The organism is Spirosoma agri (genome assembly GCF_010747415.1).
In the GTDB taxonomy this organism is placed as follows: Bacteria; Bacteroidota; Bacteroidia; order Cytophagales; family Spirosomataceae; genus Spirosoma; species Spirosoma agri.
This window is the reverse complement of the sequence record NZ_JAAGNZ010000002.1, coordinates 650,254-675,709: the sequence shown is the minus strand read 5'-3', so window position 1 is coordinate 675,709 and position 25,456 is coordinate 650,254. Positions and strand designations below refer to the sequence as shown.

General features: G+C 52.4%; 18 protein-coding genes. 7 read left to right on the top strand and 11 right to left on the bottom strand.

The features are described from left to right. Positions 1–42 precede the first annotated feature (42 nt). The 5 genes from GK091_RS19510 to GK091_RS19495 form a co-directional block, all read right to left on the bottom strand. Complete coding sequence (locus tag GK091_RS19510) at positions 43–2,517, bottom strand: zinc-dependent metalloprotease (protein ID WP_164041561.1); 2,475 nt, start codon at positions 2,515–2,517, stop codon at positions 43–45. Positions 2,518–2,727: 210 nt separating this feature from the next. Next, on the bottom strand, positions 2,728–3,594 hold the full coding sequence (locus GK091_RS19505) for a tetratricopeptide repeat protein (RefSeq protein ID WP_164041560.1): 867 nt from the start codon (positions 3,592–3,594) through the stop codon (positions 2,728–2,730). A 107-nt stretch (positions 3,595–3,701) separates the two neighbouring features. Next, a complete protein-coding gene (locus GK091_RS19500) occupies positions 3,702–4,751 on the bottom strand; it encodes a lipid A deacylase LpxR family protein (RefSeq protein WP_164041559.1) in 1,050 nt (349 codons plus the stop codon). A gap of 173 nt (positions 4,752–4,924) precedes the next feature. After that, entirely contained in the window at positions 4,925–5,059 is a 135-nt protein-coding gene (locus tag GK091_RS29850; protein WP_262889200.1) for a hypothetical protein, read from the bottom strand. A 270-nt stretch (positions 5,060–5,329) separates the two neighbouring features. Next, positions 5,330–7,561 carry a S9 family peptidase gene (locus GK091_RS19495; RefSeq protein WP_164041558.1) on the bottom strand — a complete coding sequence of 744 codons (2,232 nt, stop codon included), beginning with the start codon at positions 7,559–7,561 and terminating at the stop codon, positions 5,330–5,332. A 248-nt stretch (positions 7,562–7,809) separates the two neighbouring features. On the opposite strand from GK091_RS19495, the gene GK091_RS19490 reads away from it, so the two are divergent. Further along, on the top strand, positions 7,810–11,004 hold the full coding sequence (locus GK091_RS19490; RefSeq protein WP_246202324.1) for a SusC/RagA family TonB-linked outer membrane protein: 3,195 nt from the start codon (positions 7,810–7,812) through the stop codon (positions 11,002–11,004). Between the two features lie 23 nt (positions 11,005–11,027). Then, positions 11,028–12,332: a RagB/SusD family nutrient uptake outer membrane protein gene (locus tag GK091_RS19485; RefSeq protein ID WP_164041557.1), complete on the top strand. Its 1,305-nt coding sequence runs from the start codon at positions 11,028–11,030 to the stop codon at positions 12,330–12,332. A gap of 63 nt (positions 12,333–12,395) precedes the next feature. Here the strand turns inward: GK091_RS19485 and GK091_RS19480 are convergent, their stop codons facing one another. The 3 genes from GK091_RS19480 to GK091_RS19470 all read right to left on the bottom strand — a co-directional run bounded on the left by GK091_RS19480 (position 12,396) and on the right by GK091_RS19470 (position 16,444). Further along, complete coding sequence (locus GK091_RS19480; RefSeq protein ID WP_164041556.1) at positions 12,396–13,460, bottom strand: Gfo/Idh/MocA family protein; 1,065 nt, start codon at positions 13,458–13,460, stop codon at positions 12,396–12,398. Between the two features lie 274 nt (positions 13,461–13,734). After that, positions 13,735–14,766 (bottom strand): galactitol-1-phosphate 5-dehydrogenase, encoded by a 1,032-nt coding sequence (locus GK091_RS19475; protein WP_164041555.1) that lies wholly within the window; start codon positions 14,764–14,766, stop codon positions 13,735–13,737. 73 nt (positions 14,767–14,839) lie between these two features. Further along, the gene (locus GK091_RS19470; RefSeq protein WP_164041554.1) at positions 14,840–16,444 is read right to left on the bottom strand and encodes an McrB family protein; all 1,605 of its coding nucleotides are present in this window, start codon (positions 16,442–16,444) and stop codon (positions 14,840–14,842) included. Between the two features lie 163 nt (positions 16,445–16,607). Between GK091_RS19470 and GK091_RS19465 the strand changes: the two genes are divergently transcribed. Then, a complete protein-coding gene (locus tag GK091_RS19465; RefSeq protein ID WP_164041553.1) occupies positions 16,608–17,474 on the top strand; it encodes a hypothetical protein in 867 nt (288 codons plus the stop codon). On the opposite strand, the gene thrA is transcribed toward GK091_RS19465, so the two are convergent. From thrA to GK091_RS19450, 3 genes are all read right to left on the bottom strand, one after another. Then, on the bottom strand, positions 17,475–19,946 hold the full coding sequence (gene thrA, locus GK091_RS19460; RefSeq protein WP_164042917.1) for a bifunctional aspartate kinase/homoserine dehydrogenase I: 2,472 nt from the start codon (positions 19,944–19,946) through the stop codon (positions 17,475–17,477). It lies immediately after the preceding gene. Positions 19,947–20,179: 233 nt separating this feature from the next. After that, positions 20,180–20,683, bottom strand: coding sequence for a DUF4126 family protein (locus tag GK091_RS19455; protein ID WP_164041552.1), 504 nt, complete (start codon positions 20,681–20,683; stop codon positions 20,180–20,182). A 211-nt stretch (positions 20,684–20,894) separates the two neighbouring features. Then, a complete protein-coding gene (locus GK091_RS19450) occupies positions 20,895–21,293 on the bottom strand; it encodes a nuclear transport factor 2 family protein (protein WP_164041551.1) in 399 nt (132 codons plus the stop codon). Positions 21,294–21,536: 243 nt separating this feature from the next. Between GK091_RS19450 and GK091_RS19445 the strand changes: the two genes are divergently transcribed. The 4 genes from GK091_RS19445 (at position 21,537) to ruvA (ending at position 25,209) form a co-directional block, all read left to right on the top strand. Then, positions 21,537–22,256, top strand: a complete 720-nt coding sequence (locus tag GK091_RS19445) for a ferritin-like domain-containing protein (RefSeq protein ID WP_164041550.1) — start codon at positions 21,537–21,539, stop codon at positions 22,254–22,256. Positions 22,257–22,270: 14 nt separating this feature from the next. Beyond that, positions 22,271–23,008, top strand: coding sequence for a ferritin-like domain-containing protein (locus GK091_RS19440; protein WP_164041549.1), 738 nt, complete (start codon positions 22,271–22,273; stop codon positions 23,006–23,008). Positions 23,009–23,140: 132 nt separating this feature from the next. Further along, positions 23,141–24,499, top strand: coding sequence for a neutral/alkaline non-lysosomal ceramidase N-terminal domain-containing protein (locus GK091_RS19435; RefSeq protein ID WP_164041548.1), 1,359 nt, complete (start codon positions 23,141–23,143; stop codon positions 24,497–24,499). A 113-nt stretch (positions 24,500–24,612) separates the two neighbouring features. Beyond that, positions 24,613–25,209 carry a Holliday junction branch migration protein RuvA gene (gene ruvA / locus GK091_RS19430; protein ID WP_164041547.1) on the top strand — a complete coding sequence of 199 codons (597 nt, stop codon included), beginning with the start codon at positions 24,613–24,615 and terminating at the stop codon, positions 25,207–25,209. The last annotated feature ends 247 nt before the right edge of the window (positions 25,210–25,456 follow it).

Here is a 25,456-nt window from a genome sequence, read left to right as displayed (position 1 = left end):
GGTATCGAGCCTCTCGATACCGTTTTTTCTTTTAGTGGAAGCTTATGGTTTCCAGTCACAATCCGGCGACAGCCACTCCTGACCCGGATCGATCGGCGCGCCATCGGGGGGAGCCTGTGCGCTGGTTGGTCGTACATCGGCAATATTCCCTTCCGTCCGGCGAATTTGATCGAGCGCAAACAGATGGTGAGCGGCCAACTTGGGCGTTTCGTACGGAACCTTCAATTTACTCTTCATCTCACTCAGCTTGAGCAAGGCAATGGCCCGAACCTGTGACGCAACCTCCTGATTGCCCGCCAAATCAATCATCCGTTGCAGCAGTAATTTATCCGTCAACCGTTTCACTTCCGCCTGATACCCATCGGCGGGATCAGCTTTGTACCACGTGGCCGCCAGCAATTGATCGAGCATCGATTCGAGGCTAACCTGCGTCGGGTCCATCGCGGACTGATCGACCAGACGACTTACCCGTTCGGGATTGAACAACATTTGTAACGTCATGCCAGCTGCAGCTTCAGGGGCCGCCATTGGATCGAACGTAATACCCGTACGTCGTTTGAACACCTCACGCGGGTTAGGATCATACCGGAACGGACGCGGTGGAATTAAGGCTATAATTGATTTAGGCAGTGCCAGAAAAGCCGGATCGATGGTTGTCAGCAGCGCATCCAAAGCCCGCTTCTGCTCCTGCGCCGGAACGGTCGACATCACAGCCTGTCCGTCGCCCCGCAAGGCATTTGTGTAGGTTTGTCCGCCCACTACTTTAGCCGCCGATTCGACCTGATACCGGTGGAACATATACATCGGTACGAGTACTTCTTCGAGCGTCGCCATGGGTGCACCAGCCGGTATTTTTTTATCGCTGAACGTAGCCAGCGCAATCCGCCGAACATCCGACACGCGCTTCAACTCATCAACGGCATTGGCCCCGTTGTCCCACAAGTGCGTACCGGGGTGCGATGACCCCTCCGGACGCGCATCCTGATCAGTCAGAAAAGTCAGACCAGCTTTGTGCATATCGGTTACGATCTTGTTCAGCGACTGCTTTTCGTCCACTCCGGTCGGAAACTGCTCATAACCGTACCGAATGCTCCATTTGTCGTAATCGCCAATTCCTTTCGCATAGGCATCGGACAGGTCAATGCTGGCTCCCTTCACCTTCGCGACCATCGTTGGGTAGTCCATTACCGACGCTCTATTCTGCGTACTAGCGATGTAGTTGTGAGGTAGCCCCAGCGTGTGACCGACCTCATGGGCTGCCAGCTGCCGCAACCGATCCAGTGACATTTGCATCATCGGGTCCGCTGAAGACGTGGTAATACCCGAAAAGTCGCCGACCAATCCTTGGGCAATCAGGTAGTCCTGCCGAACGCGCAATGAACCGAGCGTAACTTTCCCTTTGATGATTTCGCCGGTACGCGGATCAATGATACTACCACCGTACGACCAGCCCCGCGTTGAGCGATGAACCCACTGTACCAGATTATACCGAACATCCATCGGGTCGGCATCGGCGGGAAGCAATTTAACCTGGAACGCATCTTTGTAGCCAGCCGCTTCAAATGCCTGATTCCACCAGGCCGTACCTTCCATCAGCGCCGAACGAATGGGCTCGGGCGTGCCGGGGTCGAGGTAATACACGATTGGCTTGACGGCTTCGCTCACCGCTGCCGACGGATCTTTTTTCTCCAGCCGATGCCGAGAAATATAGCGTTTCATGATCGGCTGGCTAACGGGCGTAGCGTAGTCGAAGTACTCGATACCACCGTATCCAATACGCGGATCAAAAGCCCGTGACTTATACCCTGCGTCGGGAAGCTGCACGAACGAATGATGCTGGTGCATCGTCACGGCAGTCGGTGTTGGTACTACTTCACGGAGATAACCACCCGGATTTTCGCCCGTGATGGTAATGATCGTCTCGAACTCCGTATTCTGCGGGAATGATTTCGTGCGCGGCAGATACATGGCACTCCGTAACGGATCGAATTTGAAGCTACCCTGCTTAGTTCGGGTGATAGCCTGCACCGCACCGACGGCATCCTGCATCAGAAAGGGAGTCAGGTCGACCAGCGCCTTCCCACTTTCTTCGGCTGCGATGTCGAAACCGGCATGGACCGACTTAGCGAATGATTCCTCGACAGCCCGGCGCTCAAGCTGATCGCTGGTGATGGCCCGGTAGGCGTAGTTCGGTTCGATGAGCAATATTTTCGGCCCACTGCGCTGAAACTTCACGATGTGCTCCTGCCCCAGCCGCCCCCGATCGAGGCCAATATCGTTGGAGCCAACACCCTGCGCCAAAGTCGGATAATACAGAAACTCGGTATCGAACTTGTCAATCTCAAGCCAGACCTTCCCTTTTTTAGCGTCCCAGTAATAGGTCATAAAACCAGTATTGCGCTCCATACCGGCAGTAAACGTGGCGATACTAGTAGTCCCGCCAGGAGGAGCCTGCGCATTAATTTGGCTATTAAGCGTTAATAGGAGATAAAAAAGAGGAAATAAGCGTTTTTTCATACTAAATGAACGGTTGTATTTGTCGCTCAAGATACGGCCAAATCGCTTATGTATCGACCTGAAAGCGTAGTGTGTTCGCCAACAAGATTGAGAGGGGTTCGTTTTGACGGGTAGAACGTACATGTTCGCCTTGCCTACATGTAACGCAGGCCGATCAATCCTAACAAATACAGTCTTTATTAGACGAGTTGAACACACGCCGTTCATCGCTTACCGGGCGAGTTGTCGCTTAAGAACTCCACCAATAAAACTGCCAATAAAGGTCAACACGATAGATCCGTAAAGCCCAAATGATTCTAATTCCCGGGAGCCGCTGGTTTGGGGGGCGGTCGTAAAAAATGTGTAGCCAATCCAGAGCAAAAAGGCCTGTAATAGTGCCAGTGCCCATCCTTTTTTGGGCTCAATAAACCCAATCGTGGCGGCTGCGACGGCCGCCAGCAGGTAAGGCAGGTGAATAACCGTCGCTTCCTTGATTACGACCAGTAAAATGGCACTGTTGACCAGAATAAGCAGAACATGGCTTAGAAACTTTCGGTCTAGGAAGGTCGTATGCTCCGAATGGTTAACGGGCGGAACCGTTTCGGCGGTTAGTTGAAGAGCAACTGCCCGATCCAGATCCTGTTGTGCGTCAGCCGCTTGGTTGAGCTGTTGCCGAGTCAAACCCCGCCAGTGGTACGGAGTCGCCTGGGCACCTTTCGCGTGAAAGACGGCTTTATCGAATTCCAGAAAAGCAGCCTGATAATTCTGTTGATCGTACAAAATCTGCCCCATCTCTACGTGTAGATCAGCGACCGTATCGTCGTAACTTTCACCCGTTTTCAAGGCAGTTACCGCAGCGGGCACATTACCCAACGCACGATAGCAGCGGGCTAAGTAAAGATACGCGATGCTGGATTTGGGTTCGCTCCGAATATACGCAGTGAAGTAGTCGAGAGTCTCATCAAACTGGCCGGCATTATACAGGTTGATGCCTGATTGCACCTGTTCTACCTCCTTTTCGGACTTGTTCCGTAAGTCTGCGTAGTAGCGGAGATAGATAATATAACCAATAATAGCGGCTGTTACGAGAATTTCCATACGCTAGTAAAGCCGAATAAGCAGACGAAGTTCAGTGGGCTTACTGAATGGTTACGTTAATTGATTGAGAAGCTAAAACCAGATCGCCAGGCAGGGCCGTTTATCAATTATTTTCCGCAACGGAATAACAGGTTCACGCGCCCCCACTGGTGGTCCAGCCCGTTCTTAAATTCCTGCGTACGCACCGATTGCGTGAACGAAAGCTGAACATTCCGGTAGGCAACGACAGCGCCAAAATCCATCAATCCCAGAAAATGTTTCAGTTCAACCGCTGGCAGCGCATAATAATTGTCAACTCCATTGAACCAGCCTCCCTGAAGAATTGAGTTATCGAGTACGGCCCGGAACGCCATGCCCATCGTTGCGTATACCTGCACCCGCCGACGCGAGTGTCCCATGGACGGATCATATAAGCCGGTAGCGTTCTGAAAATAATCATTGAAGAGGCCAATCCGTAACAGTGTACCCATGCTGGCCTGGTTACTCAGCATCCCAAGAGTAGCATCGACCCGGCCGATAACATCAAAGAAGGGGGTATAACGCGGAATTAGCCGCGCTTCATACCCAATAGAGTAACTGATTACGGGATCGTTGGGCATCTGAGTCCCCCACCCCATTGGCTTACTAAATTTCTCAGCCACGTGAAATTCGCGCTGTACTTCCGCAGCTCCACTGAGTGGGCCGATAACACCCAACACAAGTTTTGACGTTAGCTTTCTGCCGCCTACAACATCACTGGTCACTAGTCCCCACGACATATACAGGAAGCCGGCGTAAGGATGATCATTCGGATAGAGCGGGCGATTGGCAACCGTCAGATTGCGGGGTGTATACATCTCCTGACCGACACCAAAATCATACTGGTAATCGTAACGACGGTTGTCTTTAGGTGCCAGTTTCAATAAGGTGTACTGCGTCGGCCACTTACGCCAGTAGTTACTGAGTACTTTAAGATGAATGCCGTTGGTGTAGTACCGATCTGAAGTATTCTTTGCTCTGAGTTGGAAGGCATCGTTATCCCACGTCAGTTGGAGATAACTCCCCGTTTTTATACTGTCAGTAGATGCGGCAGATTGGGCAAATCCACAAACGGTTTTCAATGCCAACAGGCATACTACTATTGCCCGCTGAATACTCAGCCTAGGTAGTGGGGTCACGAAGGAAACTAGTGAATGAGCCCAAATATAGCCTATTCAAAACTTACCAACCTTTAGTTTACTTAAATTAATTTTTATAAACTAACTATTGTAGCATGGCGGTGAGCGCACCATTCTGGGCTACTGTATATAGCTGTGAACTTCATTTAGTAAGCTACAGGCCTGGTGCTGAACTACAAATGTCCACCCATCATGTCTGTGTTTGACCCTGTTTTTAGCGTCAGCTTTTTGACATTGCCCAGCGTCTTGATTTTGGGAGTTTGGTAGGCTTTTCGGATAGCTGGCCGGGTAACAATTTTATTGGTCATTTTACAAGAGATAAGTATACGGTGGGTACTTGACGTATTCAGTCCAGCGCATAATTGATAAAGAATACCAACCTGCTAGTCTTATTTATATACATTTATGACAAATATAGACACAAATATTTAATTCCAATGCATCCCCTCAGATCTTGCCAAAGAAAATGAAAAGGCTGGTGTCTTATCGCGTTCGGGCAATAAAACACCAGCCTGAGGATTGCTAGGTAACGATTCTATCCGGTACTCAACTCAGCCGCCGATCAGCCTAAACTAGTCTTAATTGACACCGGTCGCTTTCAAATTGGTTTCCAGATAGGTCGTATACTGCTGGTAGAGTAACAACTGCGTCGCTGCACTATAGGCCACGCCATGTGCACCCGGCGGGTAAATACGCAAATCAACATCTTTGCCCGCATCTTCGAAGGCGTTCATCAGCTGGAACGTATTGCGAACGTGTACATTTTCGTCCATTGTTGAGTGGGCGACGAACATCTTTCCCACGAGGTTTTTAGCGTAGGGTGATACGGCACTGACTTTGTATTTTTCGTCATTCTCGGGCAGCAGACCCATGTACCGTTCGGTGTAGATCGAATCATAGAGCCGCCAGTCCGTAACGGGTGCCCCAACGAGCGAAACCTTAAATACGCCCGGATGGGTCAGCATCGTGTAGCTACTCATGTAACCGCCGTAACTATGGCCCCGGATCGCCATGCGGTTTCCATCGACCCACGGTTGTTTGGCCAGGTACGCAGCCGTTTCGGCAAAATCCAGTCCTTCGTATTTACCCAGTTTCTCGTAAACGACTTTTTCGAAATCGCGCCCGTAGCCACCGCTGCCCCGGTTGTTGACACCCACAACGATATAGCCGGTCTGCGCTAACCATTGATGCCAGCCCGTTGCCGCAAACTCGTTGTAGACCGATTGCGCCCCCGGACCGCCGTAAATGTCGAGCACAACGGGGTACTTTTTGGCTGGGTCAAAATCGAGTGGTTTGATGATCGAAATGTCAATAGCCTGCCCATCGGACGTTGTGAACGTGGTCAGTTCTTTCGGTGCATACGCGTGGCCAGCGACGTATTCCGACACCTTTTTATTGGTTTCGAGCGCCTTAATGAGCTGACCTTTCGTGTCGCGCAGTTCCACCTGAGTAGGCGTCGAGACGTTTGAATACCTGTCAATAAAATACTGACCATTCGGAGAGAAGTTGACCGTATGCCGACCAGCAATCGTGGTTAACCGGCGTTTGTTTTTACCGTCCAGATCAGCTACGAACAACTGCCGCTCCAATGGTGATGCCTCAGTTGAGGTGAAGTAGACTTTCTTCGTTTTGGGATCGATGTGGTGCACATACGTCACTTCCCATTTGCCACTCGTTACGGCGTTCAGCAGCTTGCCCGTATAATCGTAGCGGTAGAGATGCGCAAAGCCGTCGCGATCCGATACCCAATAAAATTCCTGCGTACCCGCCGGAAAGTAGATCAGGTGATTGATACCGGCAAAGAAATCAAAGACATCAACCCAGGTCGTTGATTTTTCTTCCATGATCTGACGGGCATCGCCAGTGCGGACGTTCGCCATAAATAGACGCAGGTGATTCTGTTTGCGGTTCAGGTGCATCAGCGCAAGCTGTCCTTCCTGCGAGGTCCAGTAAATACGCGGAATATACCCATCTCCCAAATCGACCTTCATCCACTGTTTTGCTTTGTTGGCGATCTCAATGACACCGATGCGAACGGTCGGATTTTTATCGCCAACGCGCGGGTACGGTAGCGAATCGAATTTCTCGTCAAACCCTTTATAGTCGGTCAGTTTGTAGATGGGCACCTCCCGTTCGTCGGATTGCCAGAACGCAATGAACTTGCTATCGGGCGACCAGTCCCAGGCCTGCGCTAATCCGAACTCTTCTTCGTAGGCCCAGCCAAAACGACCATTGTAAAACGCGGGTTTGGCATCGTCGGTAAGCTGCGTTTCTTTCTGGGTACTAAAATCAAATGTGAACAGATTACCACCACGCTCATAACCAACTTTCTGTCCATCGGGAGCCAGTTCAGCCGTTTGCGCATCTTTGGCCACCAGTTTCAGACTTTTGTCTGCCACGGCATACACATAGTAATCGGACACCCCCGACCGTCGGTAAACGGGTCGAAAATTGGTTTGAAACAAAAGGTTCTTCGAATCCTTCGACCACTGAAACGAACCGTAGGTAAACGGCTTTTCAGTGCCGGGAAATTTCAGTTGGCTACCGTCGAAGATAACCTCTTCTTTCTGATCCTTCGGCGATAGCGTTTTAATGACACTTTGCCCGTCGCTGAACGAGAATTTACTACCCCCTTCGATCCAGTTCACACTGCGTGGGCCAGATGATCCGTTCAGTTGTCCCGTTGCCGATAGCGCCTGCTGAAGACCCTGGTAACGCGGCTTCGACGAAGCAGGCGATTGACCCGATGCCGGCCAGTTTAAGAAGACAGCCAGGCAAACAAGCCAGCTAGCTTTTGTACGTACGATCATGCGTCTGTTGACTTGGTTAAAAGCATCAAAGCTACTGAAAAATGACCTTTGGAAAGCATGAATGCCCCTAATCGACCAAGACCAAATGTGGAAGTTTGACAAGAATGGACAGTACAAAAAAAATGATTTAAGCCCTCCCTGTCCGCCCTGGGCAAAATTCGGATGAGCGGCAATTGCACAAAATTTTTTATGGGTATCTTGCGATTTTCGACAAATCTTTCATTCATCGTACTAACCACTACTTATCTATGACTGACAGGTACTCTCCCATTGGCCCCAGCATTCAGAAGCTTTGGATGCTATGGCTTACCCTGTTACTGGGCGTAAATGCGTTCGCGCAGACCCCCCGTTTTACCCTTAAAGGGCGCGTAATTGATGCCAATGGCGCGGGAATTCCCGGCGTTACGGTACAAGTTGTCGGGACCACCACCGGTTCAGCCTCCGATGTGGATGGCAATTACTCATTCGCTACCAGCCTGTCCCCTGGCACCTATACGCTGAACTTTTCGGCGGTTGGTTATTCACCAGCGAAGCAGACGATTACCCTTGGCAATGCCGAAACCGTAACGGCCAATACAACCCTGAAGGAAGACATCGCCAACCTGGATGAGGTCGTTGTAACGGGTTCGACCAATAAATCAGCAAGGCGGGAACTGGGCAATGCGATCAGCACAATCAAAGCCGGTGACTTACAGCAAGCGGGGTCGGGCGGATTGCTCAATGCCTTGCAGGGCAAAGTGCCGGGCGCGCAGATAACGCAAAACTCCGGCGATCCGTCGGGTTCGATCTCGATTCGGTTGCGCGGGGTCAAGTCGCTGTCGGGCTCATCCGATCCGCTTTACGTGATCGACGGTGTTATTGTCAGCAACCAGAGTGCTAACGTCTCGCAGCTGGCCGTCGCCGATCAGGTTGGCTCGGCCCAGCCCGGCACCAACCGCCTGGCCGACATAAATCCCAATGACATCGCCAGCTTAAACGTCATCAACGGCGCGGCTGCGGCTGCTCAGTATGGGTCGCGCGCGGCCAATGGTGTTGTGCTGATCACGACGAAACGCGGCTCGACGGGTGCCCCCCGCGTCACGTTCTCGACTTCGTTCAATGTCAACGAACTGCGTAAGAGTGTTCCGGTCAATCTGTATAACAAAACGTTCGGCAACGCCCAGCAACGGCTCTACACAATCAATGCCTTTAATACGGCCACTGCCCAACAGGATGCGATCAAGTTAAACCCAGCGACAACGTTTACACCCATCGTTCGGGATGGAACGACCAACAACCTGCTCTCGAACGTAGTCGATAATGTGCCCCGCTACAATTATTTCGACCAGATTTTCCGGACTGGCTACGGCACCGACAATGCGTTATCCATTTCCGGCGGTCGCGACAATACGCAATATTATGTTTCGTTCGGGTACCTGCGCAATGAGGGTATTATCAAGGGAACCGACTTTACGCGCTATAACCTCCGCGCCCGCATCGATCAGCGGCTGACCAACTGGGCAAAACTTTCAGCCGGTCTGAGCTACGTGAACAGCTTCGCCAATGAGAAAGCGAACGGCAACGTGTTCTACAGCCCGATCAACTCAGTTAACATCGTTAACAACATCTACGACATCACCCAGCGTGACGCGTCGGGGAATCTGCAAGCCGTTGAAGGGCCACGCGTAAACCCGCTTTCGACGATCGAGGACATGAAGTTCACGCAGTCGGTCAACCGTACGATCAGTGACGTACAACTGAACCTGACTCCCCTGAAAGGACTGAGTGTCGATTACATTTTTGGCGTCGATACCTACGGGCAGATCGGGCAGAACTACATTCGCCCCTACCCCTACGTGGCGCAGGCATCACTGGGTGCCAATCTGTATCCACTGGGGTTCTCGGCGACCGGAACGAACACCGTGCTGCAACTCAACTCCGACCTGAACGTCAGCTATGAACGGCAACTAACGGAGCAGTTCAAACTGAATGCGATAGCGGGTTACAACTACCAGTTTTTCCGGTCCGACTACGCCACATCGCAAGGTCAGAATCTGGCCCCCTTTATCGAAACCGTGCGCGGAGCCGCCAGCACAACGGTTCTCGCCGATTTCAGCCTCGACCGGTATAATCTGAGTGGCTATTACGTTCAGGCTACATTGGGCTACCGGAATCTGGCATTTTTAACGGGTGCGATCCGCCGTGACCAGTCATCCAAATTCTCGCCATCGGTAACCAATCAGTTCTATCCCAAAGTAAGTGGTTCGTTTGTGGTATCAGATTTGGGATTCTGGAAGAGTGGGTCTTTTACCGACGCCTTCAACAGCCTTAAACTACGATTAAGTTATGGCGAAGCCGGGAACCTATCGGGCGTTGGCTCCTACAGCCGGTTCTATCAGTTCTCACCAGTGGCTTATCTGGGAAAGAACACCTTGCTACCCGGCTCGCAGCTGGCTAACCCACTGGTACGGCCTGAGCGCATGGCCGAATTGGAAGCCGGAGCCGACCTGTCGTTTCTCAAAAACCGCGTTGGCTTGGGCGTAACGGTCTACAATCAGCAGATTAAAGATCTGGTCGTGAACCGCGTTCTGGCCCCATCGTCGGGCGGAACGAGCATCATCAACAACGTTGGCACGATGGAAAACAAGGGTCTTGAACTGGTGCTGGACGTTGTACCGGTAAAAACGAAAGACTTCAGCTGGGATTTTACAGCTATTTTCAACCGGAACCGCAACAAAGTGCTGACGCTGGGTAGCCCAACCATTGCCATTGCGTCACCCGCCGGATCACCTTATCTGATTCAGGGGCAACCCGCCGGTGTCTATTTCGGAACGGGTTACGCGCGCAATCCGGATGGATCGTTGCTATTAACCTCAGCCGGTTTTCCCCAGTCGGAGCGGGCATCGAGTCAGGTTCCGGGTTCGATCGACTACACCCCGGCCCGTACGGCAGAAGGCCAGCCCGACACCCGCTTTCCAACGGCTAATATTGTTATTGCCAATCCGAATCCGAAATGGACGGGCTCATTCAGTACGAACCTGAACTACAAGGCGCTGACCTTGCATGTGTTGCTGGATATGGTTCAGGGCGTTCAGGTGTTCAACGCGGATAAACGCACTCGGCAGGGTGTGGGCCTGGGCGAATACGCTGAACAGGAACTACGCGGAGAGCTGAAGCGCGGTTATATTTTCGCGATCTACAATACCGAAGAGTGGCGCGTGGACAACGGGTCGTATACCAAACTGCGGGAGGTTTCGCTCAGCTATTCGCTGCCCAAACTGATCAAATCGGTGAGTACCATCAATGTGGCGCTCATTGGCCGCAACCTGTACTCGTGGGATAAATACCCCGGCTTCGATCCGGAAACCAACGCCGGTGGCACCAACGATCTGCTTCGTGGCCTCGACTTCGGAAACGTCCCCATTCCCCGTACGTATCAGCTCAAGCTGTCAGCCACATTCTAAAACTTGTTCATAGTCCTACACGTATGAAACGAATCCTCACATTACTCCTCCTGTCGGGCCTGCTGATTACGCAGAATGCCTGTAACAAGGAATACCTTAACCCCAGTACGGCTAGCCAGCCGCAGGTGATCAGTTCGGCCGATGGGTTAATTACCGTTTGTAATAGCCTGCAATACCGGTTCACGGTCGGTGGGTCTACCAGTGTCATCTACAATACCGTGGCGGGTGGTGGACTAACAACGGGCGAATTGGTTGTGCTCAACCAGGGTAACGGCGATGAGTTCGCGCTCAATCAGGGACAGGCCAATGTCACCAACACCAACGCGGTCGTCCGCAACTTATGGACGCAGTGTCAGTTGGTACGCGCCAATGCGGATCTGGTCCTGGCCAATGCAGGTCTGGTAGCTACCGATGCGGGCACGAAAAGTGGCATCGTTGCCTACGCATCTATTTTTCGGGCTTTATCGCTTGGCACCCTGGCTCAGTTTTTTCAGGCGGCACCCATCACATCGCAGGAAAACGCGCCTTTCGTCGATCGAGCGCAATTGCTGAAAGAAGCCATCGCGTCGCTTGAGTCGGCAGCTACCCAGGTAGCGTCCGCTCCAATTTCGACCAACTTTACAGGAAAAATCGTGTCGGGTATCGACATTACGAACACGATTCAGGCACTGATTGCCCGGTATGCGCTGTTCGCTGGCGACTATGACAAAGCCCTGACCGCAGCCGCGAAAGTCGATTTAACGAAGAAATCGGTCTATAATTTCGACGATAATTCGCGGAATCCGGTCTTTTTCTATGCCTTCGGGAACGTCAATGTCTTTGCGCCGACAAACACAAATCTAGGTCTGTCGACAGCACTCGCTCCGGCTGCTGCCGATAAGCGCATCGCGTTTTATACCCAAACAACCAACACCAAAGCTAACCTCGGCACCGGCTTTTACACGGCCAATGCGACGCCAATTCCTGTTTACTTACCCGGCGAAATCCTGCTGATCCAGGCGGAGGCATCGGCCCGCAAAAATGATTTGACCGGGGCCGTAACGGCCCTGAACAAAGTGCTGACCAAAACAGCTACGACGGATGTCTTTGGCTTAGGCGCGGCTCTACCCGCTTACAGTGGTGCGCAAACGACGGATGCTATTCTGCTGGAAATTCTGCGCAATCGTACCATCGAACTGGCATACACGGGATTTCGGCTCGAAGACAGCCGCCGGTTTAGTCGTCCGGGACCGGGCGTGACCGGATCAGAGCGGAACCGCAACTATTTCCCGTATCCGCGTACCGAGCGCGACAATAACACCGCCACGCCCAAAGACCCGGAAAGCTGAAACTAGTGATTGAGTGATTTGTGACTGGGTAATCACAAATCACTCAATCAAAAATCGCTCACTCTACATCTTCACGGGTAAGCCCGTTCGGGTTGATTCATAAATGGCCTGGAAAAGCGCCACAACGTTACGCCCCTCATCGCCAGTAACGGACGGCGGACGCTCTTCCCGAATGGCATCACGAAACTCAGCGATCTGTAAGCCGAAATAATAAACCGTCGCGTCGATTGTGTTGAAAAAAGCGGTGTCTTCGGCGACAAAATCGGCAAGTTTAGTTTCTTCGCCCGGTACGGTCCAGAGATCGTTGACGGGCGGATCGGTAATGCTCGACATGCCCGCGATAAACAAAGCCCCGCCATCGGTCTGTACCCCCACCGATGCGCCGTTTTCCCCGTGAACGTGCACTTTCCCGAAAATGCCGGGCTTTTGCGAATTGCTCACGATAATATTCCCTAATCCACCATTCTTGAATTTTACGATGGCCAGTGCCGTATCATCCACCTCGATATACGGATGATTGAGGTTGCGCCAGACGCCATAGACTTCTTCAGCCTCGCCCATGTACCACAGCAGCAAATCCAGCTGATGCGGAGCCTGATTGACCAGAACACCACCGCCTTCGTCGGCCCAGGTGCCGCGCCAGGCATCGCTTTGGTAATAGGCTTCGCTGCGCCAGCCAAGCATCTGAACGGTTCCAAGCACAGGTTTCCCAATCTTACCTTCGTCAATTGCCCGACGAATGCGCTGGCTAGGCTCGTAAAACCGTCGTTGGCTAATCGTACCGAGATACCGATTCGCTTGTCGGGCAGCGGCAATCATGGCGTCGCAATCGGCAAGCGATGACGCCAGCGGCTTCTCGACCAGCACGTGCGATCCGGCCATGAGGGCAGCAACGGTTGGTTCGCGGTGGGCCGGGTGCGTGGTACAAACCAGACAGAGGTCTACGTGTTCGCGGTCAACCATTTCCGCCACGTCGCTGTATGCCTTGATGCCATAGTGCGTAGCGAAGTCTTGTGCTTTCTGATGGGTACGACCGTAAACCGCAACCAGTTTCGTGTCAGTCGTTTGCAGCACAGCCTGGGCGTGTAAATGGGCCACTTTACCAGGACCAATAATGGCGATATTCATACGATATTATTAATGTTCAGAAGTTCAGTTTTTCTAACATGCGTGACGATCGATTCTAACGCTTCTACCTGAATGTGCATCATTGGCGCTTATTCAAGCACAAACCGTTCGAAAGGATACAGGCCAGTATTAAGAACGGAATGGTCACTGACCGGGGATTTCGGCGGTTCGGGGGTTCGATCAGGAATTGCTGACACGCTACCAAACCAGAAAGCCGGGCCAAACCGTCGCTGATTTGTACCCGGCCATCATCGTGTGAGCAGGAAAGCAGTAATTACGGCTTCAGCACCACCTTGATCAACCCTTTTTCTTTATCGTATAACCGACGGAACCAGTCAGCTCCTTCTTCGAGTGGCACTTCGGCGCTTAGAATCGCTTCGACGTTCATGCGACCCGACGAAATCAGGGCCAGAGCCGCTTCGTATTCGCCGTTGATGGCGCAGGAACCCTGAAGCCGCAACTGGCGGGTTACGATGGCCTGTAACGGTACCTCGACCGTTGGAGCCAGATTGCCGACCAGGGTCACCGTAGCCCCTTTGCGGACGCAATCAATCGCGGTTTTAACGGTTGGCCCCGCACCTACTACCTCGAACGACACATCGGCTCCGCGTCCTTGCGTGAGTGCCTGTACCTGCTTCGCCATGTCGCCATCTTTCGCGTTGAGCGTATGCGTCGCGCCCAGTGTTTTGGCCAGTGCCAGCCGGTCGTCGTCAAGGTCAATGGCGATAATCGAGCCGCAGCCCGACAGTTTCAGCACCTGAATTACGAAGAGGCCGATCATACCCGCCCCGACAACCACCGCCGAATCATTAACCTGAATGGGCGTCAGACTGACCGCGTGCAAAGCGACCGCGACGGGCTCAACCAACGCAGCCTGTGTGAACGAAACATTGTCGGGAACGGCGTACAGAATATGCTGTGGCACGGCGACGTATTCCGCAAAGGCCCCCTGCCGTTTGAAATCCGGCGTCGAAACGCCTACGACTTCGCGACCATCGCTAAGGTTGTACATCCCCCGGCGGCTATACCAATCGTCAAGGGCATAGACCGTCGAGTCGAACGTAACGCGGTCGCCAGTGGCCCAGTCACGTACGTCGGCACCCACTTCGGCGATGATTCCTGATGCTTCGTGCCCCATCACGATGGGCGGAATCCGACGTCCACTGCTCCCATCCATCCCATGCACATCGGAGCCGCAAATGCCAACGGCCTGGACCCGCACCAGTACCTCATTGGGCTTTACAGTCGGCTTAGGCAGGTCCTGTAGGTCGAACTGATTGTATTCGGTTAAAACGAGTGCTTTCATAGGAAACGCGGCCTTACGGTCCGTTTTTGTACCAACCAATTATATACTAACCAAAGCGGACTGGAAGGCCGCGTTACTGTTTCTGGTAAATTTTAATAAACGTGTCGATAGGCACCTGGTCGTATTCGGTTCGTTGCAGGTGCGGATTGATTTCATAGGTAACCACATCGTCGGTCGAATCGGGGGTTTCGCCGAACAGTTTGGTAGCGACCGAAACCGTGTATTTTTTCTTGACCCAGACCAGTCGCTGATCCGGTTCTTTTCCCCAGGCCGGATTGTCGCCCAGCACCAGCTGGATTTTTGCCCAATCGTTGAAAAAATACTCCTGCAACAAGGGAATGATCCGATCCCGAAAAACCGCGCACAGATCCGCATAGGTGGTTACACCGGTCAGGTACGCGTGCCCGATCAGGTGATCGCGGTCGAGCAGGTATTCGATGCGTTCGTTGATGGTCCGGAGCAATTGTGGCAAATCGATCCCGTCCAGTACAGACAAAACGGTTGGGTCCGGCGTCATCTCCTGAAAAGCGAACCGCCGACGTAAGGCAATGTCCAGCAGGGCAATGGATCGGTCAGTCGTATTCATGGTACCAATCACGAACAGGTTGACCGGCACCCCAAACCGCTCCTGCGAATAGGGCAATGTTAGCCATAATTCATGCACGGCCCCGAGTCGTTTATCCGTTTCGAGAAGTGTGATCAAATCCCCAAAGACGCTGGCAACGTTGGCCCGGTTCACTTCGTCGATGAGCAAATAGTGCGCGGGGGCTTTCCGAAGCTTATGGTTACGATTTTCGGGCGTATCGTTCAGGCAATCGGCCATTGTTGGATACCCCGCCTTGTGAATAGCCGACAGACAGGCTTTGTGAAAAATCCCTTTCCGAATTCGATAACTAATCTGTCCGTTGATCACCTCAGGCCGTATTCCCTCCACAAACTCTTCGTAGCTGTAGGACGGGTGAAACGTGATCAGGCTCGAATTCTCATCCTGAAGAAAAGGCTGTAAAGCAAAGGTCTTTCCCGTCCCCGGTGGGCCGAACAAGATCAGGTTATGGGGGCGATTCGGCAGCTCCGGTTCAGCCGCATACGCTACGTCGGATTCCTCAACGATCTGTCCATCAACCCGTTCTCCCCCGGCATACTGCCCCAGTGTTGGATCATCGGCGAGTCTTTCAAGATCGCTCAGGAATCCTTCATCTTCAGCAGCCCGGTAGACATCGGCATTATGCCGGGCTGAGTGCGGCCCCCGCTTGGTGCTTTCAACAAGTTCGAGCAAACAGTCTTCCCAACACGTCCGGAGTGCTGGCTGATAGAGCAGGTGCACGTTTGATTGCCCGACAACAACAGCCAGATAATCAGACTTTTCCGTGATTGGCTCAAAGACCAGTTCTTCGATACTTTTCAGCCGATCCCGGCATGTTTTTTTGACCGTCAGGTGGTACTCGACCTCACCACGACGGGGCTTCTGAATGCGCAGGGCCTGAAAGAAATTAATGTCTGCCTCGATAACACCCTTCTCGCGCCGGGCTGGTGCAAACGCTAACCGCGCGTCGCCATTGGGCAGGTTAATGATATCGATCAACTCTTTCAGCAAGCCGAAGAAACGCCGGACCGCTTCGGGATGGCCGATGGTGCGGATACTATCGATAAGTGATTGCTGCTGCGTTTCTGCTGGCACGTGAATACAACGGTTTTCTTAGTTTTCGTGTCCTAAACTATAGTAACGTTTCGTTCGCTCAAAACACGCTTATAACCGGTCGCGAAGCTACAATTTTTTACGCGTACACTGTAGGTTAGCGCACACCAGACGTATACATTTGCCATGACTTATCCAGCTTCTTATGAAAACTACATCTATACGAATTTACTTATTCGTTGCAGTTTTACTAACCAGTTTGTATGCCTGTAACTCAGAAGATAATCCAACAATTGCCACCTGCCTGCTGACCAGTACAACCGATCAACTGGTCGAGCAAAGTGGTCAGCTGACCGACGAGTTAAAACGCACATTCACCTATACGAGCAGTACGTTAACGTCGCTGGCAGAAAAATCGACGAGCAAAGAGGCCGCCTTTCAAGTCGAGTATGCCAACAGTCAGGTGATCCGGGCCACGAGTGGTCAGGACGTGGTTGCACTCGCCTACGGAACGGGCACCAGGCCATCGAGTTCGACGTTCAGCCGGGGTGGTGCAACGATGTCTACGTTTGCGATGGACTACGACGCGTCGGGCCGAATGACAAAAATCACCGAGGATCGGCAGGTCTTACCGGCCAATTCGCTGACTAAACAACGGGCTTTTACGTTCACGTACGATGCTGACGGCAATTTGACCAACGAACGCGTTCGGTTCACGTTAACCGATGGGTCCGTCGTCGAGCAGGAAACCGAGTACACGTTTGACGCCAAACCGTCGCCCTACAAACGCTTCTCGGAACTGTCCTTATTGACGGCTGTTGCGCTAAGTCAGGCCGTTGAAACGCGTCCCAGCCGGTTCTGGCACATTAATGCTCCCATTTCGCTAAAATCGTATAATCTGACCAGTACGGGCACCCGTTCCAATCTCCGGGAATCATCGACATTCGCGCCCGTCTATGATTCTGACAACAAGCTCATGAATCAGGATCAGAACGCGTTACTGTACCAAGCAAGCGTTCCTACTCCCGTAACGAAGAAAAACCGGCAGACCTTCACCTATTCGTGCATGTAATTACGCCAGATAGCTTCCGATACTGACCACATCAGCAAATACGCCCGAAGCTGTTACTTCGGCACCAGCGCCCGGACCTTTGATAACCAGCGGCCGTTCTTTGTAGCGCTCCGTAGTAAACGAAACAATATTGTCGGCTCCGGTCAGCTGATAAAATGGGTGCTCTCGGTCCACGGCCCGTAAGCCAATGGTCGCTTTGTTATTCTCGAAAGTGGCCACGAACCGGAGTTTTTTTCCGTTTGATTCAGCATCAGCGAGCAGGTTCTCAAAATAAGCATTGTTTCGCTCCATCTCCTCGAAAAAGGCCGGAATGGTTGGCGCATCCAGGCAGGACTGGGGCAGAAGCGTATTGATGGTCACATCCTCGGGTTCGAGGGGAAAACCCGCTTCACGCGCCAGAATCAGGATTTTCCGGGCTACATCCAGACCGCTCAAATCATCGCGGGGATCGGGTTCGGTGTAGCCTTTTTCTTTGGCCTCGCGCACCACTTCGGCGAATGAAATACCGGGCTGGAACGTGTTAAAAATGAATGATAGTGTCCCCGACAGAATCGCTTCGATTTTCAGGAAACGGTCACCCGATGTCATTAGCCCCTGAACCGTATTGATGATGGGCAGACCCGCCCCAACATTGGTTTCGTAGAGGAACTTGACACCCCGATTCAGAGCCGTGCGCTGCAACCGCCGGTATTCAGCGTACGAACCGGAATTGGCTACTTTGTTGGGCGTTACAACCGAAATGTTGGCATCCAGCAATGACTCGTAAAACTGTACGATGTCTTTGTCCGACGTACAGTCGATGAACACCGAGTTGGGCAGGTTGTAATCTTTTATTTTCTCCACGAAGGCGGGCAACGACGTTGTTACCCCCTCGGCCAGCAGTCGTTCCCGCCAGTCGTCCAAAGCGACACCTTTGGGATCGAGCAGCATCTTTTTGGTATTGGTCATACCCACCACGCAGACCTTCAGCAGCTTCTCGGTCCGCAGGAATTCGAACTGGTTAAAAATCTGGTTCAGCAGGGTCTTACCAATCAGCCCGGTACCGACCAGGTACAGATTCAGTACCCTGGCTTCAGACTGGAAAAAGATGTTGTGCAGTGAGTTAAGTGCTTTCGAGAGGTTGTTTTTGTTGATAACCACCGAGATATTGATCTCCGACGACCCCTGAGCAACGGCCACAATATTAACCCCGTTTTTACCCAGTACCGAAAATAACTTCCCGGCAATACCGGAGCTTTTCTTCATCCCCTCGCCCACGGTCGCAATGACCGACAGGTCGCGCTCAATGGCAATATTATCGATGTGCCCATGTGCGATTTCGGTCGCAAACTCAGCATCCAGAATTGTCTTCACATTTTCGGCACCGCGCGGGTCGATAGCGAAACAGATGGAATGTTCCGACGACGCCTGAGAGATCAGAATGACGCTGATCTTATGCGCAGCCAGCACCCCGAACAACTTCGCCGAGACACCCGCAACCCCAATCATCCCCGATCCCTGAACGTTCACGAGCGCAATGTCATCGATGCTGGAAATGCCCGTAATCGTGTACTGACGCCGTTCGGCGGTCCGGCTCACCACCGTACCGTCGTGGGTTGGGTTGAACGTGTTCAGCACCCGAATCGGAATGTTTCGGGCAAACGCCGGTTGCAGACTCGGTGGGTAGATCACCTTTGCCCCGAAGTGCGACAGCTCCATCGCTTCGGCATAAGTGATCGTCGGAATGTTGAACGCGTTAGGCACTTTGCGCGGATCAGCGGTCATCATTCCATCAACGTCGGTCCAGATATCGATTATCGTCGCATTCAGGGCCGCACCAATGATAGAAGCCGTGTAATCAGAACCACCCCGGCCAAGGGTAGTCGTTTCGTTCTTTTCGGTCGAGCCAATGAAGCCCGTAATCATCTGAAGGTCGGTCGTTTTGGCAAAATGCTCCTGGATCAGCTGGTTCGTGAGCGGGTAATTCACCTCGGCCTGACCAAACTGCGCATCCGTTTTGATCAGGGTACGGGCATCCACAAACTGCGCCGGTATGCCCCGACTTTTTACACATTCTGTGATGACCGTTGTGGATAACCGCTCGCCGAAACTGGTGATGAGATCAAGCGTACGGGCCGACAACTCACGAATGAGCGATACCCCCCGCAACAAATCTTCTAACTCGTTGATAATACCCCGAACGTGCGCAAACACTTTACTCTGTTCTTTTATTGGGATCAGCGCCTTAATGACGTTAAAATGTCGATCTTCAATACGCCGGACCAGCTCCATGTAATCAATGTTACCAAGGGTAGCCATACGCCCGATTTCGATGAGCTGGTTCGTAATACCGCCCATCGCAGAAAATACAACCGCCAATCGATCCCCCGGTTGCGCACTATCACCACGGCGTTGATTGTCAATGATCTGTATAACCTGCTTTATACTTTCTACGGAGCCGACCGATGTACCGCCAAATTTCAGAACCTGCATTACTAGAAAAACGAAAAAGTGAATGAGCACAAGAGCGGGCCGCTGATCAATACGCATCAGCAAACAGACCGCCACCGTTTCGATAACGAGCCGCTCGTCGCAAATTAATTAAGATGCCGCTGATGAAGGTAGTTTTGGGAGGGCAAAGATAACAGGGGTCGCACACATTCGGACGATTAACAACAGAAAAGGCGCATCACCGACGCGCCTTTTCGTATTCTGTTCACGGTATGTTATGAATCGTAGCCGTATAAATCCACCAGCTCCTGCTGATTGATCAATCGCCAGCCCGTTCCGATAGCAATGGCATCTTCGGCCAGTGCGACCAGTGGATCGGGCAGGTTCTGTTCGTGGGTGAGCCAGTGGCGAAGATGAAAAAAAGCAAAGCTACCTACTAGTGCGCCCAGTCCACCGGCAACCGCCCCGTAGCCAGCCGTTTGCCCGTCGATCTCCGACAACGCAGCTCCCGATACCGCGCCTGACATAACCCGACCGGTTAATGCAAATGGCGTAGTACGATCCGGCGCACTGGGCCGTTTATCACCAATGAGTTCACCCGCTGCCAGTACGTTGAGTACCGTAGCCGTTTTCGGTGATGCCAATAGGTGAAAGCTGGACTTGGGCGGCAACTGACCACCCATATGCGCCAGTTTATGGCTAACAAATGCAGGGGCCGACATAGCACGCATACCGGCGACGATGCCGATCTGAAAAGCGGTCAGGTACGTTCGGATCATAGTTTCAGTGCGTTGGGTGCAGGATTTTAGCGACAGCCAGAGGCTACCGTATGTAGTCACAACAGCCGCCGTGCCCGTTTGTTTGATCAGCCTGGCTTGTAACAATCATTTCCGCCAGGTACAACCCGTTATCAACACGCGGTTGACCATGCGCATCTTGCAGAGACCGAATGAGTCCCCACGGTTCAGTTTATGGGGGTCCAGTACACCGCTAAAACATCGTGTTTGGATTGGCGGCTGTATCGGGCACGACTTGTAGAACGTCCCAATGCTCAACGATTTTCCCCTCGCTGTCAAAACGAAAAATATCCATCCCAGCCCAGTCTTCAACGCCAGTACCATCCGCCGTGGGCCACTGTTGAAAACAGTGAAGTACGACCAGATCATTCTCGGCAATGGCTCGTTTGACTTCCATTCGCTTACCCGGATACTCAGCGTTCATCCGGTCGAAATAAGCAATAAATCCCGCTTTACCATCCGTAACCATTGGATTATGCTGGATGTATTCATCGCCTACATAGCGCGCAATAGCCTCGGCAGGCTGGCACTGATTAAACATAAGATCGTAGAAGGCAATGGCGCTCTGTTTATTTTTATCCGCTTGATTCATAATAGATTACTTTATCTAGAACAGACAAGATTTCAAGCACGAGATCATGGCTAATCACTAGCTTACCAAAGAGGAAAGTAGCGATTTATTGGTAAACGCCCCAGCGGACAAAACGGCTGTTATTAACGGGTCCGCCTGGTTATTTATTAACAAAAATAAATCCAAGCCAGAAAAGCCGCCGTAAGTGTGTATGTAACCGTTAGTAAACGACGGTCATTTCGACACATATAACGTTTCCTCGATATGAGCAAAGAACAGAACGATTCGGGCCTGACCACGTTGCCAGGTCAGCTGGAGCCGGTGATGGTAGGGCGTCGATTATTTCTGCGGTACGCAGGAGCAGCGGTAGCCGGAGGAGCAGTCTTAGCTTCTTGTAAAGACGAAGAAAATCCAACCACAGTGCCCTCATCAGTTGACTTAGGTACGGGTGACGTCGGTATTTTGAACTATGCCTTTGCGCTCGAGCAACTGGAAGCCGCTTTCTACACGCAGGTGATCGCTACGCCCTACACCGGCATGACGGACGCGGAAAAGACGCTGCTGACGGATATTCGTGACCACGAAATCATTCACCGCGAGTTTTTCAAAGCGGCTATTCCTGCCGCCAACCGCATCACCGACCTGACCCCCAATTTCACGGGTATCACGTTCACCGATCGGACGAGTGTGTTAAGTACGGCAAAGGCATTCGAAGATCTGGGCGTAGCTGCTTACAACGGGGCTGGCCGACTGATCAAAGATGCTAATTACCTATTGCTGGCTGGAAAAATTGTGTCCGTAGAAGCCCGTCACGCAGCGGCTATTCGGGATTTGCTCAATCCGAAATCAGCCGATTTCGCTGGTGACGACATTGTTTCGCCAACGACCGGCCTCGACCCGGCAACTAAACCGGCGGATGTATTACCGACCGCGCAAAAGTTTGTGCAAACACCCTTGAGCGGTGCTAATCTTCCAACCGCCTAACCCGACACAACGCCATGAATTTATTTAAGCTAATCTCTGAAATTGAGCAAATTGATCCGGAAGCAAACGAGCGGTACAGCTTTTACTCGCGTCGGAATCTGATCAAATACGGCACTAATCTAGCAGCAGCGGCCATTCCAACGCTGATGGCAACCACATTTAACCAGGCATTTGCCCAGACGACCACGGCACCCTCGCAGGCAGCTATCGACGTCGCTAATTTTGCCCTGACACTCGAATACCTCGAAGACGAATTTTATAAGAACGGACTCGCAGCCTCCGGTCTTATTCCGACTACCGACAGAACGGTGATCAGTCAGATCAGCAAACACGAAACGGCGCACGTTAACCTGCTGAAAACGGCACTCGGTGCCGGGGCCGTAGCAAAGCCAACGTTCAAGTTCCCGACGGGCACGTTCACGACCTACACGACGTTTCTTGCCACCGCACGTGCCTTCGAAGACACAGGCGTTCAGGCGTATAAAGGACAGGCTGGTACGCTGATCAACGATAAAGATATTCTTCAGATAGCCCTTCAGATCCATTCAGTCGAAGCCCGGCACGCGTCGGAAATTCGCCGGATGCAGGGATTGAAAGGCTGGGTTTCTGATACCTCGCAAACTTCGTTTACGCAGGCCGGGATTAACTTGAAAACCCTGACCGGCAAATCGGATGACGCTATCCGTGAAGCGTTCGACGAGCCGCTGACGAAAGATGCGGTACTAGCCATCGTGAAGCCGTTTTTGGCTTAAACCCAATTACGGCCACGTATAGGGAGGCCGGGAAACCGGCAGGGTGACGAAAGGCATCGGAGATTTTCTCTGGTGCCTTTTTTTGTTTTCCTTTCCCGCTCTTTTTTTGTTGCTTGCGGGCAAAGTCGCCCCATGAAATTCGTTCGTATCGTTCTTAAAGTCCTGCTGGGACTCGTTCTGTTTATCATTTTTTTCCTGGCCATCAGTCTGGCTCCCGTCGATGAGACACCCTATCGCGAGATGCCTTATTACGCCCAGACGAAGCAACATCTTACCCAACTTCCAATTTCGCCGGCTGGCCGTCAGTCATTACGGGCAGGTTGGGCGAAAGTGAACATTACGCCCCCCTACACCACACCGACGGGCGGCTATGGTGAACGACTGGGCAAACACTGGCACATTCTCAGCGACTCTATTTTTGTGCGCGCGATCATGCTCGACAACGGCGGCACCAAAGTAGCCGTGGTTGGGCTCGATCTGGTTATTACGCCCCCCACCGTGGCCGAAGCGCTCAAAAAACGATTACCCGAAGTCGGACTTCGGTGGGAAAATCTATACATGGGCGCGATCCACTCGCATAACAGCGTGGGCGGCTGGGCACCCCGGTTGGTTGGTCAGTTGATAGCGGGGAAGTATGACGAGAAAATTGTGAATCGCATTACCGACTGTGTCCTGGAAGCCATTCGCAAGGCACAATCGACAATGGCACCCGTACAAATTGGCTTTGGTGAAACCGATGCCACGGACCTCATCGACAATCGACTAAGTTCTTCGGGGCCAACCGGTCCGCTCGACGGAAAAATCCGACTGCTGGAACTGCGAAAAAATTCCGGCGAGTCGGCCTTACTCTGCACATTTGCGGGCCATCCAACGCTTTTCGACGGTGATAACAGCAATTACCTCAGCCGCGATTATCCGGGATCGCTGGTCGATCGGCTGGAGAAAAAAACAACCGACTTTGCCGTATTCCTGGCGGGTTCGGTTGGCAGTACCGCACCCGTGCCACGCGGCAAAACCGACTTTCAGGAGATTCGAAACTACGCAGGTGATCTGGCCGTCCGCATCGAGCGCGTCGCCCCAACCATTCAAACTCACCCCGATAGTACGCTGTCGATACTGACACTACCCCTCGGCCTGCGCGAGCCAAATCCACGGGTAGTTGGTAACTGGCGCGTACGGCCCTGGCTGTTTTATGCCCTCTACGGTGATTACCCCTCCGATCTCAAAGCCCTACGTATCGGCCAGACCGTGCTGCTTGGCACCCCCTGTGATTTCTCCGGCGAACTGGCGGCCGAACTGAATCCGATAGCCGCGAAGAAGGGCCTTAACCTGATGGTCACCAGCTTCGACGGCGGCTATATCGGCTACATCACCCCCGACCGTTACTACAACCGGCAAGCCTACGAAGTCCGCGATATGAACTGGTTTGGCCCCTACAATGGTGATTACTTCAAAGAAATGATGACCGGCTTACTGGAAAAGATCGACTAAATTAGATCGGGAAAGTTGATTGTTCTGTAGATGCCGCTTATTAGAGAAGTCCCTTATTTTTCGTACCTTTACGTTACTTAATTGCTTCGATTACAAGCCATTTTAACGTCTGAATGATTGCTTTCCTAGACGGAGTGCTGGCCTACAAAGAACCAACATACGTCATTATCGACGTGCATGGTGTAGGGTACGCAGTCCATATTTCTCTCCAAACCTACTCGACACTGCCCGGCGGTGGCGAACGAGTCAAACTATTTACGCATCACCTCTTCCGCGAAGACGCCCAGCTCTTGTACGGGTTCGCCATTGCCGACGAAAAATCCCTCTTTCTTGACCTCATCGGAGTTTCCGGTGTAGGACCCAATACGGCGCTGGGTATGCTCTCGGCCATGCAACCGGGTGATCTGCGGCTGGCGATTCTGGGCGAGAACGTCCGGGCAGTGCAGGCAATTAAAGGAATCGGAGCCAAAACAGCCCAGCGGATTATTCTGGAATTGCGCGACAAGATGAAAAAATCGGGGGTTGTACCCGGAGGTCCGACGTATCGGCAACAACCAGCGGCCAACCCAATTCGGGAAGAAGCACTGGCGGCATTGGTTGCCCTGGGTTTTCCAAAGCCAACGGCCGAGAAAAGCGTCGACGATGCATTGAAAGCCGAACCGGATTTGACCGTGGAAGACGTTATCCGTCGGGCCCTACGGCAAGGGTAATATCACCCCGGACAACATTGTATTGTCTACAACTTACATCGAACAGGTCGAATTCCTGTTATACTCGATTGACCTCAGCTCACAGCCTGAACCAGCATGATTGGTTCGGGCTGTGAGCGTTTGTGAGCCGACCGTCGGCTAGGCTCTCCCCGGTAACTGTCCCTTTTCAGACCAGAAATAGATGAAGCGTTTTTAGGCTCTCTTATACGCTGCCCAGTCGCTTATCTTGTAAAACCGCCCGTTCGTG

Coding starts and splice junctions, on each gene's coding strand:
- GK091_RS19485 (WP_164041557.1), top strand. CDS start 11,028: ATGAAACGAATCCTCACATTACTCCTCCTGTCGGGCCTGCTGATTACG.
- GK091_RS19505 (WP_164041560.1), bottom strand. CDS start 3,594: ATGGAAATTCTCGTAACAGCCGCTATTATTGGTTATATTATCTATCTC.
- GK091_RS19465 (WP_164041553.1), top strand. CDS start 16,608: ATGAAAACTACATCTATACGAATTTACTTATTCGTTGCAGTTTTACTA.
- ruvA (WP_164041547.1), top strand. CDS start 24,613: ATGATTGCTTTCCTAGACGGAGTGCTGGCCTACAAAGAACCAACATAC.
- GK091_RS19495 (WP_164041558.1), bottom strand. CDS start 7,561: ATGATCGTACGTACAAAAGCTAGCTGGCTTGTTTGCCTGGCTGTCTTC.
- GK091_RS19480 (WP_164041556.1), bottom strand. CDS start 13,460: ATGAATATCGCCATTATTGGTCCTGGTAAAGTGGCCCATTTACACGCC.
- GK091_RS19455 (WP_164041552.1), bottom strand. CDS start 20,683: ATGATCCGAACGTACCTGACCGCTTTTCAGATCGGCATCGTCGCCGGT.
- GK091_RS19435 (WP_164041548.1), top strand. CDS start 23,141: ATGAAATTCGTTCGTATCGTTCTTAAAGTCCTGCTGGGACTCGTTCTG.
- GK091_RS29850 (WP_262889200.1), bottom strand. CDS start 5,059: ATGACCAATAAAATTGTTACCCGGCCAGCTATCCGAAAAGCCTACCAA.
- GK091_RS19475 (WP_164041555.1), bottom strand. CDS start 14,766: ATGAAAGCACTCGTTTTAACCGAATACAATCAGTTCGACCTACAGGAC.
- thrA (WP_164042917.1), bottom strand. CDS start 19,946: ATGCAGGTTCTGAAATTTGGCGGTACATCGGTCGGCTCCGTAGAAAGT.
- GK091_RS19445 (WP_164041550.1), top strand. CDS start 21,537: ATGAGCAAAGAACAGAACGATTCGGGCCTGACCACGTTGCCAGGTCAG.
- GK091_RS19490 (WP_246202324.1), top strand. CDS start 7,810: ATGACTGACAGGTACTCTCCCATTGGCCCCAGCATTCAGAAGCTTTGG.
- GK091_RS19510 (WP_164041561.1), bottom strand. CDS start 2,517: ATGAAAAAACGCTTATTTCCTCTTTTTTATCTCCTATTAACGCTTAAT.
- GK091_RS19440 (WP_164041549.1), top strand. CDS start 22,271: ATGAATTTATTTAAGCTAATCTCTGAAATTGAGCAAATTGATCCGGAA.
- GK091_RS19450 (WP_164041551.1), bottom strand. CDS start 21,293: ATGAATCAAGCGGATAAAAATAAACAGAGCGCCATTGCCTTCTACGAT.